Genomic DNA, 14,922 nt, shown 5'->3' on the forward strand with positions numbered 1-14,922 from the left:
CGAACAAGTCACTCTCGGCCCGCACCAGTGGACCCGGGCGACGTCTAATGGGAGGGGGAGCACGTGCCGGAACAGCCCGTCAGGGCCAGGCTCGTGGATGTGGCACACGCGGCCGGGGTCTCCAAGGCCACCGTGTCCAAGGTGCTCAACGGCCGACAGGACCTGTCCGTACGGCCGGAGACGCGCCGCCGCGTCCACGAGGCCGCCGAGACACTCGGCTACCGCCCCCACTCCGGGGCCCGTGCCCTGGCCGGCGCCAGCACCCACGCACTGGCCCTGCTGATCCCCGCCCTCGGCAACCCCACGTACGTCACCATCGCCCGCGGCGCCTATCAGCGGGCCCGCGAGCTGGGCTATCTCTCCCTGCTGGCGGAGGACTTCGACGGGCAGGAGGCCGACGACTCCTTCAACGACCTGGTGCAGGAGGGCAGGGTCGACGGACTGCTCATCGCCTCCGCCCGCCCCGGCCACCCCCTGCTGGACACCCTGAACCACAGCCCGGTCCCCCACGTCTTCCTCAACCGCGCCGTGGAGGGGTCCGGCCGCAACGTCACCATGGACGTCGCCCGCTCCAGCGTGACCGCGCTCGACCACCTGCACGGGCTCGGCCACCGCAGGGTCGGCCACATCGCGGGTCCCGCCGGGATCACACCCAGCGAGGTCCGCAAAGAAGCGTTCCTGCGCCACGCGGACGCCCTGGGGCTGGACGCCGCTCCGGTGGCGTCCGGGGACTTCACCGAGGACGGCGGCGGCTCGGCCGCGCGGGAACTGCTGCGTCCCGCCGCCGGCAGTGCGCACCCGCCGGTCACCGCCCTCTACACCAGCTCGCTCGCCCAGGCGATAGGCGCCATGGCCGCGATCAGAAACCTCGGCCTCCGGATCCCGGAGGACGTCTCCGTGGTCGGCAACGACGACCTGCCCGTGGCCGCGCATCTCCATCCCCCGCTGACCACCGTCGCGATGCCCCTGTACGAACTGGGGACCGCTGCCGTGGACGCCCTGGTGGCCACCATCGAGAACAGGCCGGTGGGAGACGTCGTCGTACCGACCGAGCCGCGGCTGGTGCTGCGTGGCTCCACGGCCGGACCGGCAGAACCAGGAGGAACGCCATGACCGTCGCCGCCGCACCGGCACGTTTCACCGGCCGTACGGCCCTGCTCACCGGGGCCGGCTCCGGCATCGGGGCGGCCACCGCCCGGCGGCTGGCGGCCGAGGGGGCGTCCGTCCTCGTCACCGACGTGGACGCCGAGGCCGCCCAGCGCGTGGCCGAGGACATCCGCACGGGGGGCGGGCGGGCACGGGACCGGCCCCTCGACGTGACCTCCCCGGGTCAGTGGGCCGCGGCCGTCGCCGAGGCCGAGTCCTGGACCGGGCGCCTCGACGTGCTCCACCTCAACGTGGGCCGCAACCTGCACGGAGCGGCACACGAACTCGACGACGCGTCCTGGCACGACCAGTTGCGGCTCTGCCTCGACTCCGTGTTCTACGGCGTCCGGGCCGGGGTTCCCCTCCTCAGGACGGCCGGCGGCGCGGTGGTGATCACCTCGTCCGTGCACGCGGCCATCGGCTTCAAGGGCTTCCCCGCCTACGCGGCGGCCAAGGGCGGAATCGACGCCCTCGTAAGGCAGTTGGCCGTCGAGTACGGGGGGCGGATCCGGTTCAACTCCGTCCTGCCCGGGGCCGTGCTGACCGCCCTGTGGGCCGGTACACCCCCGGAGTACAAGGCGCAGACCGTCGCGCGCACGCCGGTCGGCAGGCTCGGTGCCCCCGAGGACATCGCCGCCGCCGTGGCGTTCCTCGCCTCCGACGACGCCTCCTTCATCACCGGCCAGAACCTGCTCGTGGACGGTGGCCGCAGCATCAGCTCCCAGGAATAGGGCGTCGGGCGTCGGCCGATGCGCCCTGCCCCTTCCCCTGCTTTCCCGCGCCTCCCCCCGGACGGCAAGCCCCTCCCCCGTACCAACGCCCCTTCCGTCCCCGCGAGCAGGCAGTTCCCCGCGCTCGCTTTCGGCCACGACCGATCCACCCACCACCCACCACCCACCGAGCCTCGGCCCACACCGGGCCATACACAGCACAGGACCCGGAGGTCCAGCCCATGAAGATCACTGGATACGAACTCTTCCTCGTCGAACCGCGCTGGCTCTTCCTGCGCGTCGACACCGACGAGGGAATCTCCGGCTGGGGTGAGCCCATAGTCGAGGGCAAGGCCCACACCGTCGCCCGCTGCGTCGAGGAGATGTTCGACTACCTGCTCGGCCAGGACCCCGCCCGCATCGAGGAGCACTGGCAGGTGCTCGCCAAGAGCGGCTTCTACCGCGGCGGAGTCGTCCTGAACAGCGCCCTGGCCGGAATCGACCAGGCGTTGTGGGACATCGCGGGCAAGGCACACGGCGTCCCGGTCCACCAGCTCCTCGGCGGCCACGTGCGCGACCGGGTCCGCGTCTACGGCTGGGTCGGCGGCGAAACCCCCGAGGAGCTGGCCGAGTCGGCCGCCGAGCAGGTCGCCAAGGGCATGACGGCGGTCAAGCTGAACCCCTGCGGCCAGCTGGAGCCACTCGCCGCCCCCGCCGCGATCAACGCCATCGTGGACGGAGTGGCCGCGGTTCGCGATGCCATCGGGCCGGAGCGCGACCTGGCGCTGGACTTCCACGGCCGGTTCAGTGGGGCGATGTCCCGCCGCGTGCTGCCCCACCTCGAGCCGCTCCTGCCGCTCTTCGTCGAAGAGCCCGTGCTTCCGGAGTTCTCCCAGGACCTCGGCGCCGTGGTGCGCTCCACCTCCATCCCCATCGCCACCGGCGAACGGCTGTACTCCCGCTGGGACTTCCGCTCGGTGCTCTCCGACGGCATCGCCGTGGCCCAGCCCGACATCAGCCACGCCGGCGGAATCTCCGAGAGCCGCCGGATCGCCGCGATGGCCGAGGCGTACGACGTCCTGGTGGCACCGCACTGCCCGCTCGGCCCGATCGCCCTCGCGGCCAGTCTGCAGCTCGACTTCGCGATCCCCAACTTCCTCATCCAGGAACAGGCGCTGGGCATCGGCTACGGCGACAGCAGCGGACTGCTGGACTACCTCGCCGACACCACGCCCTTCACGTTCCGCGACGGCTACATCGACCGCCCGACCGCACCCGGTCTCGGCATCACCATCGACGAGGACGCGGTCCGGGCCGCCGCCGAACGCGGCCACCGCTGGCGCAACCCGGTCTGGCGCAACACGGATGGCTCACTGGCGTCCTGGTAGCCCGGCAGGGGACTCCGGCCGGATGTCGCAACGCAGCCGTAGCAGATGCCCATGCGACACCCGGAGCGCATGAGCGAGCAGGAGCTCGTCGCGGCCTGATTCCTGGTATCGGTTCAGATCTCGGCTGTACCGGCGGCACCTTCGGTTTCGGTGAGATCCGGTTGTAAGCGCCCGTGTATGTCGCCGATCTGGCCGACGAGGCATGTGAGTGGGCGCTTCATCAGTCGATGTCCGTTTCTGGCTGAGGTGGGGGCAAGGTTGCTGGTGGGGGTTCTGTCGGCTATTGCTTCCTGGCGAAGTCGCCGGCGTCGGCCTCGGTGAGGATGCCGAGTTTGCCCAGTCGTTTCAGCTTGGCGCGGGTGCCTTCAGGCTCGGCGGAACCCCGAGTGGCCGTTCGGCGCGGTGATCGTCGACACCCGTACCGGCGAGGTCCTGGGGAGCGGGGTCAGCTCCGGGGCGGACGGCCCGGTGCTGCACGGTGAGGTGGTCGCCCTCCGGGCTGCTGCCGGGCTCCGGGTTCGTCGCAGGGTTCGCACGGCGCTTGTCGAATCGCCCTGTCCGCACGGCAGGTGGCGGCCGCCGCACGGTCCTTCTACACCCCGGAGCTGCTCCTGGGCGGCGTACTGTCCGACCACACCGACCGTCTCTTCCAGGAGGCCCGGCGGTTGCGGGTGCGCGAACGGCCGGCGACGCACAGGGCGTGCGGCGGCACGGGCGTGCGGCGTTCGGGGGCACACACGGGCGTGCGGCGTTCGAGGGGCACACACGGGCGTGCGACGGCTGTTCAGCGCAGGCATCGGCGCGTCATGAGGGCAGGCAGGCCCGGGCCGGCGGCGAAGGAACGGATGGGCTCGGCGACCTGGACAGGGCGTTCCGGGCGCACCGCGTGCGACGCGTCGGCCGTGTGCACGGTGAAGTGGGGCTGCCCGGCAGCAAGCTCGCCCGAGGTCCCGGAGGGGCCGTCGGCCGACCCGGAGAGCGGGCCATCGTAGGGCGCCGTGAAGAGACGGGGTTCGGCCCCGAGGTGCGCGGGGGCGCGGCCCGAGCCAATCTGATGATCATGCGGCGTAAAGGTGCGCGAGACAGTGACGGCCACGACATGGAAAGGGCTCTGAACGAGCTCTACGCCACGCCGCCGCCCGAATTCGTCGCCCGCCGCGAGGACATGGCGGCCGAGGCCAAAGCCGCCGGACGCGTGGAGGACGCACGCCGGATTCACGCGGCCCGTCGTCCCTCGCTCGCGGCCTGGGCAGCGAATCTGCTGCTGCGCTCCCAGCCGGAGGAGAGCCGGCGGTTCCTGGAGTTGGGACGGGCGCTGCGCGACGCCTACCGGAGTCTGGATGCCGACGGGGTCAAGGAGCTGTCCGAGCAGCGCCGGAGCATCGTCGCCGCGATGTCCCGCCAGGCCGCCGAGCTCGCCGTCGAGGCAGGCCACCGGCTGTCGGACACGATGCAGCGAGACGTCGAGGCCACGCTGCGTGCCGTGCTCGCCGACCAGGAAGCGGCCGACCGGTGGGCCACCGGCCGTCTGGAGAGCGTCCTCACCCCGCCGGCGGACTTTCCCAGTCGTACGGCCGCGACGCCCGACACACCCCGAGAGCAGGTTCGAGCGGCTGACAGGCCACCTGCCGCACGGACTCGCGGAAAGGACGAGGTCGCCGAGCGGCGCCGCCGGAAGCAGGAGCGACTCGGTCAGGCCCGCGAAGCGGCCCGGGCCGCCGACCGACGGCTGCGTGAGCTGCGCACCGCGCGAGCGGACGCCGACGCGCTGCTGAAACGGGCACGTGACCGGCACGACCAGGCCGGACGAGAGGTGTCCGCCGCCGAGCGGCGGCTGCGGCAGGCACGCGAGGACCTTCAACAGGCGGACCAGGAACAGCGGGAAGCGCAGAAACGGTACGAGGCGGCGGCTGACGGCGTGTCCCGGGCCGAACAGGCGGCACGCGAGGCCGCCCAGGAAGTGAAGCGCCTGTCCCGTCCCGTCGGGTAGCGGACGGACCGGTCCCGGAACCAGGGCGGCCTCGCAGCCCTTGGGGACGGCGATGAACTCTCCCGCGGTGGGAGAAGTTTCCTCGATGGCGTGCGCGACGGACTCCTCACCGAAGATGCTGAAGCGGTCGGCGGAAGGTGCTCCGCCCGGAGGACCGTGGCCGAGACCCTGCGCATCGGCCTCTGCGCCCCAAACCGATGACCCGGCCGATCGTCCCTGTCCAGGAGAGCGCGGCATGACCCACGTGAGAGACATCGAGCCTCGCGGTACGCAGCACTGCGAGACGACTGCCCTGGGGGTGCTGCTGCGCCACCAAGGGCTCGATCTGTCCGAGCCCATGCTCTTCGGTCTCGGCTCGGGCCTGTCCTTCATCTACTGGGACAGCAAGAACATGGCCTTCCCCTTCCTCGGGGGGCGGGTCAAGCCATTCGACCTCACCAGAAATCTGGCCGCCGGACTCGGCTTGGAACTGCTGGTCAAGGAGACCGGCTCGCCTCGCAGGGCTTGGGAGAACGTGACGGCCCCGATCGACGCCGGCCGTCCGGTCGGACTGCAGCTCGACAGCTACCACCTGGACTACTTCGGATCGAAGGTGCACTTCGGCGGTCATGTCGTCGCCCTGTACGGCTACGACGACCACGACGCCTACCTGGTGGACACCGACCAGCAAGGTGGAGCCGTGACCACCAGCCTGGCCGGCCTCGCCCGGGCCAGAGCCGCACGCGGTCCGATGAGCGCCAGGCACCGCTCGTTCACCCTCACCACACCACCAGGAAGCCCGCCCTCCCCACGGGACCGCATCGTTCCGGCCATCACCGCCTGCGCCGACGCCTTCCTCGACCCGCCCATCGCCAACCTGGGCCACCGGGGCATCGAGAAGGCCGCCAAGCTCGTACGCACCTGGCTTCAGCGCACCGACAACCCGGGCCGGGATCTGCCGCAGGCCGCCCTGCTGATGGAGAAGGCCGGCACCGGCGGCGCCCTGTTCCGCAACCTCTACCGCGACTTCCTCGCCGAATGCGGCGCAGTGCTCGACAGCGGCCACTTGCGTACCGGTCACACGTTGTACGCCGAGGCAGCCACCCTGTGGACGGAAGTGGCAGCGCTGATCAAGAAGGCCGGCGAATCGGGCGAGGAACAGTGCCTCCAGGAGGCCGGCACGGTTCTTCTCGATCTTTCACGCATCGAGCGCGAGGCCATGCAGGCGCTGAGCGGCCTGGGAGTTCCCTGATCCGTTGAGTCCGACTGTCGGCTCAAGAGGCCCGCGTCGTGAAGGCGTCCGCGTGCCGCGCGGCCCACTGGGCGAACGTGCGGGCCGGGTGGCCGGTGACCTTCTCGACGGTGTCGAGGACCGTGCGGCCGACCTCCGGCGTGTTCCCGTACGCCTGGAGCAGGAAGCCGATCACGTCCTCCGGGTGGCCCGCCGCCCGCCATTGCGCGACGGCCTGTTCCTCGGTGAGCTCGATCAGGGTGATCTCGCGGCCCCGAGCGGCGGCGATCGTCGCCACCTTGTCGCCAACGGTCAGCAGCTCGGGGCCGGTGATCACGTACTCCTGGCCCGCGTGGCCCTCCTCGGTGAGCGCGACCGCGGCGACAGCGCCGATGTCACCTTCGTGGACCATGGCGCTCAGCCGGGAGACGAACGGCTCGCGGACTGCGTCGGCGCCCACGATGCCGTCCGCCCACTCCAGGGCGTTGGCCATGAACTCGACCGGCATGAGCACGGTCCAGTCCACACGGTCGTCGGCACGCACAGCGTCCTCCAGCGGGGACGGCCCGCCGCCATGCAGCACGGTGACCCGGCGTACGCCGGCCGCGCGGGCCGGCTTCAGGATCTGCGGACCGGTCTCGAGCGGGGCGAAATATGCCCCACCGAAGGTGATCAGATGGACGCCGGTGACACCTTCCAGGGCCGGGATCAGACTGTCGGGGTGGTCCAGATCGCCCTGCACCACCTCGACTTCGGCCGGGAGCGCGGCCCTCGACGCATCCCGGGTGAGGGCGCGGACAGCATGACCGCGGGCGAGAAGCTCGGCGACGACCTGACGCCCAACGGTTCCGGTGGCGCCGGTGACAAGAATCCTCTGCGCCTGCGCCTGCGTCTCTGTCTGGGGATGTGTCTGGGGCTGGGGCTGGGTCATGACACGACCGTAGGGAGCCTTGCGGTCAGCTTCCGTCCGCAAGGCGGGGCGCGTACAGCGTGACGGCCGGGCGTCGGCGCCGCCGCCGCGCCGACGAGACGTATGACACTCACCCACACCCCCCTTAAATACGTATCTGCGATGCAACATTGATACGCTGCCTCCGTGAGGCTGACCAGATACACGGATCTCGCACTTCGGGCAGTGATGCGCCTGGCCGTCGTGGACAGCGAGGAGTTGCTGACCACGAGGCAGATCGCCGATTCCATGAGCGTCCCCTATACGCACATGGCGAAGGCGATCGCACAGTTGCAGCATTTGGGTGTGATCGAGGCGCGGCGCGGGCGCAACGGTGGGCTGACCCTCACCGACTCCGGCCGGAGCACTCGGGTGGGGAATCTGGTCAGGACGCTGGAAGGGGACCGGGAAGCCGTGGTGTGCGAGGGCGACACCCCCTGCCCCCTCGCAGGCGCCTGTCGGTTGCGGCGGGCACTGCGGGAGGCGCAGGAGGCGTTCTACTCCTCGCTGAACGGTGCGACCGTGGACGATCTGGTGACGTCACCGACGGGCCCGGTACTGCTGGCACTGGGTACTCCCCCCGGCTGACGCCCGACTGACGCCCGACTGACGCCCGACTGACGCCCGACTGACGCCCGACTGTCGATGCAACGACCACATCGCGGGATCGTGCGCGCCCGGCAGACGTGCGAGCAAAAATTCGAGTCCCACATACCAATTCAACCAACCGACATCGAACCAGGAGTGTGTCTGATGCTTTCCGCTCAGTCGGCCCCCGTCGTACGGACGACGCTTCCCGTGGTGGGAGCCTCGCTGACCACAATCACGGAGGTGTTCTACCGGCGGTTGTTCGAGGAGCGTCCGGAACTGCTGCGGCATCTGTTCAACCGGACCAACCAGGCCACCGGCGCCCAACGCGAGGCACTGGCCGGCTCGGTGGCGGCCTTCGCCACGCTCCTGGTCGAGCGACCCGACGAACGCCCGGACGCCGTCCTGTCGCGCATCGCCCACAAGCACGTTTCGCTGGGCATCACCGCCGACCAGTACCCCCTGGTCGGACGCCACCTGCTCGGGGCGGTCGCCGAGGTGCTCGGCGACGCGGTCACCCCCGAGGTCGGGGCTGCCTGGGACGAGGTCTACTGGCTGATGGCCAACGCCCTGATCGCCATCGAGGCCCGTCTGTACGCCGAGGCCGGCGTGGCCGACGGTGACGTGTGGCGGCGCATGGAGGTGGCCGAGCGCCGCCAGGAGTCCGCCGACGCCGTGTCCCTGGTACTGCGCCGGACCGACGGTCGGCCCACCGCTCCCTTCCGGCCCGGGCAGTACGTCAGTGTCCGCGTGGAACTGCCCGACGGCGCCCGCCAGATCCGCCAGTACAGCCTGTCCACCGCACCGGATCACAAGACCTGGCGCATCACGGTCAAGCGCGAGAAGGCCGCCCGCGGTACCGTTCCCGACGGCGAGGTCTCGTCCTGGCTGCACGCCCACGCCGAGGTGGGCGACATCCTGGATGTCTCGCTGCCCGCCGGTGACCTCGTACTGCCCGAGGCCGACACCCCCCTCTTCCTCGCCTCCGCCGGTATCGGCATCACCCCCATGCTGTCGATGCTCGACCATCTCGCCCTCACCTCCTCCGCGCGTCCGGTCACCGTCGTCCATGCCGACCGCTCTCCCCTCGACCATGTCCACCGCGACGAGCAGGCGGACCTCGTCAGCCGTCTGAACAGCGCCGATCTTCACCTGTGGTACGAGAACGACGCCCACCACTCCCCCGGCACCAACGTCTTCGCCGGCCTCGCCACGCTCGACCACCTCACCCCCGCCCCCGACACCACCGCCTATCTCTGCGGACCGTTGCCGTTCATGCGCATGGTGCGCGGCGAACTGCTGGCGAAGGGGCTGCACCCCTCCGCCATCCACTACGAGGTCTTCGGTCCCGACCTCTGGCTCGACCAGTGAGGGACGGAGCGGACGACACCATGCGTCGAACCCGGTTCCCGAGGAACCGCACGGCCCGGGACGACCAAGCGCAGCGGTCGCCCGCCGCGCCGGGGCGACTGCGCGACATCCACGACCGCCAGGACGTGGAGCGGCTGGTCGAGGCGTTCTACGACGAGGTCCTCGACGATGCGCTCATCGGGCGGCTGTTCACCGAGGTGGCGCGAGTCGACATGGCCGCCCACCTGCCGGTCATGGCCGACTTCTGGGAGAGTGCTCTGCTCACCCCGGGCGTCTACCGCCGCAACGCCCTCCGCGCGCACCGGGACCTGCACGCCGAGAGCCCGCTGCGCGCCGAGTACTTCGATCGCTGGCTGGACCTGTGGACCGCCGTCGTACGCCGACGTCACGCGGGACCGGTGTCCGACCGAGCGGTCGTCAAGGCGCACGCCGTGGCCCGGGCACTGCTGCACAACACCGCGGGCGACGGACGGCCCCGCCCGGACCGAGGTCCCGTCTTCGTCGCCATCGGACCCCACCCGCCTTCCGGCCCCCCATCGGCGAGCCACCCCGGTCGGTAGTCGTGCATCGCCGGGAACTACCGGTTCGGCGCTCGTGGACCTCGACGGGCGGATGGAAGCCGTCCAGGACGCCTCGCGCCGGCTCGGGCGGGGGCGGGCGCGCGGCGACCGAGGAGCGCCTGGGTAGGCTTTCCTTACGGAGCCGCGCGACCGTGTGCGCCCGGGGCTCCGTACCAACCGGTACGGTGTGCCGCTCGACCGAGAGAGACATGATGTCCCCGACGATTCGCAGGGCTGTGATCCCCGCCGCCGGCCTCGGTTCCCGTCTGCTGCCCCTGACGAAGGCGACACCGAAGGAGATGCTGCCGGTCGGTGACAAGCCGGTCATCGAGCACACCGTGCGCGAACTGGTGGACTCCGGCATCACCGACATCACCATCGTCGTCTCCGGCGGCAAGAGCCTCATCCAGGACCACTTCCGCCCCAACCCGGCCCTCGTCGAGCAACTCCGCGAGGACGGCAAGACGGCCTACGCGGACGCCGTGGAAGAGGTCGCGGAGCTGGCCCGCCAGGGCCACATCACCTACCTCGACCAGTACGGCCCGTACGGCAACGGCACGCCGGTGCTGAACGCCGCCCGGTCCTTCGGTGACGAGCCCGTACTGGTGCTGTGGCCCGACGACGTCTTCGTGGCCGAGATCCCCCGCGCGCAGCAGCTGATCCGCGCGTACGAGCAGACCGGCTGTCCGGTGCTGGCCCTGCTGCCGATGGACCCCACCGAATCCCAGCGCTATGGCGTGCCCATAGTCAAGGAAGACCTCGGCGACGGCCAGCTCCGCATCACCGGCCTGGTCGAGAAGCCCGAGCCCGCGGCCGCTCCGTCGGCGTACGCGGCCATCGGCGGCTACGTCGTCACCCCCGGCATCATCGACGAACTGCGCGAGCAGACCCGCCGCTGGTACGAGCACCGGACCGGCGAGGTCTACCTGACCGACGCCATCAACGCCTACGCCGCCACCCGCGCGGTGTACGGGCAGGTCATCAAGGGCCGCTGGTACGACACCGGCAACCCGGCCGACTACCTGGTCGCCCAGATGGCCTTCGCCCTGTCCCACCCGGAGTACGGCCCCGTCCTGCGCGGCCTGGTCAACGGCCTCGACACCACCGCGGACTAGCTTGACTCTGTCGGGGATCTTGGGGTTGGCGAGGTCAACTGCCCAGGGTTCGCCAGGATTTCAGCCGAGGTAACTCGCGCTGGTCGAGGTAGCTCTGGAAGGCAGTCGGTCGGCGGGGTATGGGGGCTTCCTCGGCCGGTGGCAATCCGCTGAGGCGCTCGATGTTGACGGCGATGGCCGTCAGGACGTGCTGGATGTGGGCCTTTCCCTGCCCTCGGTAGCGGCAGCGCCGCATGCCGTGGCCGTGGGCGAACTCGTTGACCGTGCCCTCCACTCCGGAGCGGACCGCGTAACGCGTCTTCCACTCGGGCGTCTGCTGCTCGGCGCGGACACGGAGTTGCAGGTCACGGAGCTCTCGTGGAGGAAATCCCACGGTGCGGGCGCTGTCGGCGGTGGTGGTGCACTGGATGCGGGCCGGGCAGGGGCGGCACTGGCTCTTGGTGAACCTGGCCACGATCAGCGGGGCCGCGGTGGGCGAGGAGGTCGGGTAGGGGCCGTGCCAGCCCGCACTGACCTGCCCCTGCGGGCATGTGACTTGCTGATGGTCGTAGTCGATGCGGAAGTCGTCCCGGGCGAAGCCCTCATTTCGGCGGTGTTGGCGGGTGGGGTTGCTCTTCAGCGGCCCGGAGACGGTGACCTGGTGTTCGCGGGTGGCCTGTTCCAGGTGGGGCAGGGAGGTGTAGCCGGCGTCGACCAGGTGCTCGGCGGGCAGCAGTCCGCGGCGGGAGAGGCGGGTGTGGATGCCGGGCAGGACCTGGCTGTCGTGGGTGGTGGCCGCGGTGGTGGCCACGTCGGTGATCACGTTGGGGCCGTCGGGAGCGCAGGTCTCGGTAAGGTGGGCGGTGAACCCCTTCCAGCTGATGATGTGTCCGTGCCGTGCGTAGCGGGCCGAGGTGTCGTAGGGAGAGACGACCGCCCGGGACGAGGGCGGCAGCCCGGGCCCGCCTTCCTTCTCGGCGGTGCGCCAGCGCAGATGTCCTGCGGCGTCACGGTGGTAGTTCTGCACCATGATCTGGCGCAGGGCCTGGATACGAGGACCGGATGTGCGGTCTGCTCCGTGCTGGTAGAGGTGTTCCAGGAGTCGGACGGCGTCGTTTCCGGTGGCAAGAATCCTGGTCTTGGGCTTGGTGGGGTTCCTGCCCAGGCGGACCGGCCGGCCGTAGCGGAGCCCCCAGTCCTCATCGACCAGCTCGTCCAGCAGGTGCGGGGATGTGCCGGCGACTTCTTCGAGTGCGGCGCGGACCGCCTCGGTGACCATCTCCAGGCGGGTCAGGTCGCGCACCGAGGCCAGGACGTGGGTGGAGTCGGTGCGCTGCGTGGTGCGCCCGCGCACCAGGCCGGCCTCCTTGAGGCGGGCCAGTGCGAGGTCGAGGAGGCGGTCGGCGCGGTCGTCTTCGGCGAGACGGTCTCGGAAGTCGGCCAGCACACTGTGGTGGAAGCCGGGATCGTCCAGCTCCATGGCCATGGCGTACTTGAAGTCAATGCGGCAGCGGACCGACTCGGCGGCCTGCCGGTCCGACAGGCCGAGCAGGAACTGCAGCACACAGACGGTGGCCAGTTGAGCAGGCGAGAGCCCCGGACGCCCATTCCGCGGGTACCAGTCGGCGAAGTCCTCGTCGCACCACAGCCCATCGAGGCGGTCACGTACCCATATCGCCGTCGTGCCGTCCGGGTTGCTCGCCCGCGCAACCTGCGCAGTCAGAGACGGGACCTGCTCACCGGAACGGGGACGAAGAGACAACGAGCACCTCGACAGCTGTATCGGTCGGCGGAACTACCCGAGCATGCCCGTCGATCTTGCTGCCGCACCGGGAAACTCCAAGATCCCCGACAGAGTCAAGCTAGGGCGTGTTTCGGAAGTCCCTTCTGTCGCCGCACCGGACGAAAGGCCAAGTACGCCCAGTACGAGGCCTTTCGTCCGGCGCGCCGAGAGCACGCACCGGACGCCGCAGAGCCGCCCTTCGGGCGACGAAGGGACTTCCGAAACACGCCCTAGTGTTCTGAGTCGGGAATTCTGTTCAGATGTATAGGCTTGCTCCATGGCACGGACGGGGCGGCCGAAGGCCGAGTTGACACTGTCGGACGAAGAACGGGCCGCACGCAAGGAGTGGGTGCGGCGACGTTCCACGCCGCAGGCATGGGCGTTGCGGTGTCGGATCATCCTGGCCTGCACCGAGGGCGCCTCGAACAAGGACGTGGCTGCTCAGCTCGGTTCCACACCCCATGCGGTGGGCCGCTGGCGGGCCCGGTTCGCGCAGTACCGGATCGCCGGTCTGGGTGACATGCCGCGTCCGGGCGGCCCAAGGACCGTGACGGACGAGCAGGTCGCCGCGGTAGTCACCAAGACGCTGGAATCCACTCCGAAGCAACGCCAGTGCGTTAAGGATGTGTGCGCTCTGTCAAGAGGGCGGGACCTCTGGTAGTTCGCATGGTGTCGAAGCCATTGCGAGTGTCCCGGAGGTCCCGTTGCCTCAGAATTCTGTCAGCGTCAGCTCCGGCGCGACAGCCCTGGACGTGTACGCGCCCGGCCATCTGGGCGAGTTGACCGAGATCATCGACCCCGAGTTAGTCGACGCGGTTCTGGAGGACACCGGTGTCCGCACGCAGCGGCTGCGGCTGCTCCCGGCGCGCGTCGTGGTGTACTTCGTGCTGGCCCTCGCCTTCTTCGAGCGATCCTCCTATCAGGCGGTATGGGCCAAACTCACGGCGGGACTGGGCAGCGTGCCCGTGCCCCGCCCGTGCCCCTCGTCGCTGGCACGTGCCCGGCGCCGGCTGGGAAGCGGACCGCTGCGCCACCTGTTCTCGATCCTGGCTGGACCTGTGGCCGACCACCGCCAGTCCTGCGCCTTCTACCAGGGCCTGCGCCTGGTCGCCGTGGACGGCACCACCCTGTCCGCCCCCGACGAGGAAGCAGTGACCTGGCATTTTCGCAAACACATCGGCAGGGTCCGCTCGTTCGGCTACCCGCTGGTGCGCCTGGTGGCCCTCGTGGAGTGCGGCACACGGGCTTTGGTGGACGCGGTCTTCGGACCCGACGACGTCGGCGAACTCGCCTACGCGCGCCGCCTGCTGGGACATCTGGACCCATCGATGCTCCTGCTGGCCGACGCCTACTACGACGCGTTCGACTTCCTTGAAGCCGTGCAGGACACCGGGGCCCGTTTCGTGCTCCGCTCGACCCGCAAGCGGCGCCCGACCGTGCGCCGCCCCCTGCCCGACGGTTCCTACCTCACCGCGGTCCTGCCGCGCCGCCACCGTGCCAGGGCAAGCGGGCAGCGGGTGGAAGTGCGGGTGGTCGAGGCGTGGCTCACCGTCGTCCTCGCCGACGGCACGCGGCGCACGGAGCTGTGGCGGCTGCTGACCAATCTTCTGGATGCCGAACGCCACCCCGCAGACGACCTGCTGCGGCTCTACCACCGGCGCTGGCAGGCGGAGACCTGCTACTTCTCTCTGAAGTCCACGATCCTGGACGGGCGAGTGCTGCGTTCCCGCAGTGTCCCCGGTCTTGAGCAGGAGATCTTCGCACTGCTGACGGTCTACCAGGCGCTGGTCCGCATGGCCGGCGATGTCACGACGGCCACGCCGGGACTGTCTGTTCAGCGGGTGAGCTTCACCGTTCTCTTCCAGGCCGCCGCGGACCAGATCATCGCCGCCCCGGGGCCTGCCCGGGGCAGTACGGCATCGTTGATCGGGGCCATCGGCCGGGCCGCGCTGGCCAACCTCCTCCCCGAACAGCGCCGCCAGCGCCTGAAAGCCCGCTACCGCAAGACGTCCAGCAAGTACCAGTTCCAGCGGGACCAACATCCGCGCACCGTGCAGGCGTACACGCTGGACTTCAAGATGGTCAAGGACGGAGACATTGACGCCGGGCCTGACGGCTAACGCAACGGTGTTG

At 70.2% G+C, this 14,922-nt stretch carries 14 protein-coding genes; 12 read left to right on the plus strand and 2 right to left on the minus strand.

The genetic code is table 11. The features are described 5' to 3' along the window. Positions 1-63 precede the first annotated feature (63 nt). From OG272_RS01565 to OG272_RS01590, 6 genes are all read left to right on the plus strand, one after another. The gene (locus OG272_RS01565) at positions 64-1,113 is read left to right on the plus strand and encodes a LacI family DNA-binding transcriptional regulator (RefSeq protein WP_327731843.1); all 1,050 of its coding nucleotides are present in this window, start codon (positions 64-66) and stop codon (positions 1,111-1,113) included. After that, a complete protein-coding gene (locus OG272_RS01570; protein WP_327731842.1) occupies positions 1,110-1,877 on the plus strand; it encodes an SDR family NAD(P)-dependent oxidoreductase in 768 nt (255 codons plus the stop codon). Before OG272_RS01565 ends, OG272_RS01570 begins: the two co-directional genes overlap by 4 nt. A 221-nt stretch (positions 1,878-2,098) precedes the next feature. Then, positions 2,099-3,244 carry a galactonate dehydratase gene (dgoD, locus tag OG272_RS01575; protein ID WP_326573464.1) on the plus strand — a complete coding sequence of 382 codons (1,146 nt, stop codon included), beginning with the start codon at positions 2,099-2,101 and terminating at the stop codon, positions 3,242-3,244. A 402-nt stretch (positions 3,245-3,646) separates the two neighbouring features. Further along, on the plus strand, positions 3,647-4,054 hold the full coding sequence (locus OG272_RS01580; RefSeq protein WP_405892244.1) for a hypothetical protein: 408 nt from the start codon (positions 3,647-3,649) through the stop codon (positions 4,052-4,054). Between the two features lie 289 nt (positions 4,055-4,343). Then, positions 4,344-5,234, plus strand: coding sequence for a hypothetical protein (locus OG272_RS01585; RefSeq protein ID WP_405892245.1), 891 nt, complete (start codon positions 4,344-4,346; stop codon positions 5,232-5,234). A 235-nt stretch (positions 5,235-5,469) separates the two neighbouring features. After that, on the plus strand, positions 5,470-6,465 hold the full coding sequence (locus OG272_RS01590; protein ID WP_327731838.1) for a BtrH N-terminal domain-containing protein: 996 nt from the start codon (positions 5,470-5,472) through the stop codon (positions 6,463-6,465). 22 nt (positions 6,466-6,487) lie between these two features. Here OG272_RS01590 and OG272_RS01595 read toward each other — a convergent pair whose 3' ends face one another. After that, positions 6,488-7,375, minus strand: a complete 888-nt coding sequence (locus tag OG272_RS01595) for an SDR family oxidoreductase (protein ID WP_405892246.1) — start codon at positions 7,373-7,375, stop codon at positions 6,488-6,490. Positions 7,376-7,540: 165 nt separating this feature from the next. Here OG272_RS01595 and OG272_RS01600 point away from each other — a divergent pair, with 165 nt between their 5' ends. The 4 genes from OG272_RS01600 to OG272_RS01615 all read left to right on the plus strand — a co-directional run bounded on the left by OG272_RS01600 (position 7,541) and on the right by OG272_RS01615 (position 11,027). Further along, entirely contained in the window at positions 7,541-7,981 is a 441-nt protein-coding gene (locus OG272_RS01600) for an Rrf2 family transcriptional regulator (RefSeq protein ID WP_327731836.1), read from the plus strand. 165 nt (positions 7,982-8,146) lie between these two features. Continuing rightward, positions 8,147-9,352, plus strand: a complete 1,206-nt coding sequence (locus tag OG272_RS01605; RefSeq protein ID WP_327731835.1) for a globin domain-containing protein — start codon at positions 8,147-8,149, stop codon at positions 9,350-9,352. 20 nt (positions 9,353-9,372) lie between these two features. After that, on the plus strand, positions 9,373-9,912 hold the full coding sequence (locus tag OG272_RS01610) for a group III truncated hemoglobin (protein WP_327731834.1): 540 nt from the start codon (positions 9,373-9,375) through the stop codon (positions 9,910-9,912). A 212-nt stretch (positions 9,913-10,124) separates the two neighbouring features. Next, positions 10,125-11,027: a sugar phosphate nucleotidyltransferase gene (locus OG272_RS01615; RefSeq protein ID WP_326573479.1), complete on the plus strand. Its 903-nt coding sequence runs from the start codon at positions 10,125-10,127 to the stop codon at positions 11,025-11,027. A 34-nt stretch (positions 11,028-11,061) separates the two neighbouring features. On the opposite strand, the gene OG272_RS01620 is transcribed toward OG272_RS01615, so the two are convergent. Further along, positions 11,062-12,768 (minus strand): IS1182 family transposase, encoded by a 1,707-nt coding sequence (locus tag OG272_RS01620; protein ID WP_327731833.1) that lies wholly within the window; start codon positions 12,766-12,768, stop codon positions 11,062-11,064. A 298-nt stretch (positions 12,769-13,066) separates the two neighbouring features. On the opposite strand from OG272_RS01620, the gene OG272_RS01625 reads away from it, so the two are divergent. Both OG272_RS01625 and OG272_RS01630 read left to right on the plus strand, forming a co-directional pair. After that, a complete protein-coding gene (locus tag OG272_RS01625; RefSeq protein ID WP_327731832.1) occupies positions 13,067-13,450 on the plus strand; it encodes a helix-turn-helix domain-containing protein in 384 nt (127 codons plus the stop codon). Positions 13,451-13,493: 43 nt separating this feature from the next. Beyond that, positions 13,494-14,909, plus strand: a complete 1,416-nt coding sequence (locus OG272_RS01630; protein ID WP_327731830.1) for an IS4 family transposase — start codon at positions 13,494-13,496, stop codon at positions 14,907-14,909. Positions 14,910-14,922: the final 13 nt, after the last annotated feature.

It is taken from the genome of Streptomyces sp. NBC_00104, from assembly GCF_045160825.1.
In the GTDB taxonomy this organism is placed as follows: Bacteria; Actinomycetota; Actinomycetes; order Streptomycetales; family Streptomycetaceae; genus Streptomyces.

Excerpts from the sequence above, each read along its gene's own strand:
- OG272_RS01585 (WP_405892245.1), top strand. The coding sequence starts at position 4,344 with ATGGAAAGGGCTCTGAACGAGCTCTACGCCACGCCGCCGCCCGAATTC.
- OG272_RS01570 (WP_327731842.1), top strand. The coding sequence starts at position 1,110 with ATGACCGTCGCCGCCGCACCGGCACGTTTCACCGGCCGTACGGCCCTG.
- OG272_RS01605 (WP_327731835.1), top strand. The coding sequence starts at position 8,147 with ATGCTTTCCGCTCAGTCGGCCCCCGTCGTACGGACGACGCTTCCCGTG.
- OG272_RS01595 (WP_405892246.1), bottom strand. The coding sequence starts at position 7,375 with ATGACCCAGCCCCAGCCCCAGACACATCCCCAGACAGAGACGCAGGCG.
- OG272_RS01625 (WP_327731832.1), top strand. The coding sequence starts at position 13,067 with ATGGCACGGACGGGGCGGCCGAAGGCCGAGTTGACACTGTCGGACGAA.
- dgoD (WP_326573464.1), top strand. The coding sequence starts at position 2,099 with ATGAAGATCACTGGATACGAACTCTTCCTCGTCGAACCGCGCTGGCTC.
- OG272_RS01610 (WP_327731834.1), top strand. The coding sequence starts at position 9,373 with ATGCGTCGAACCCGGTTCCCGAGGAACCGCACGGCCCGGGACGACCAA.
- OG272_RS01590 (WP_327731838.1), top strand. The coding sequence starts at position 5,470 with ATGACCCACGTGAGAGACATCGAGCCTCGCGGTACGCAGCACTGCGAG.
- OG272_RS01615 (WP_326573479.1), top strand. The coding sequence starts at position 10,125 with ATGTCCCCGACGATTCGCAGGGCTGTGATCCCCGCCGCCGGCCTCGGT.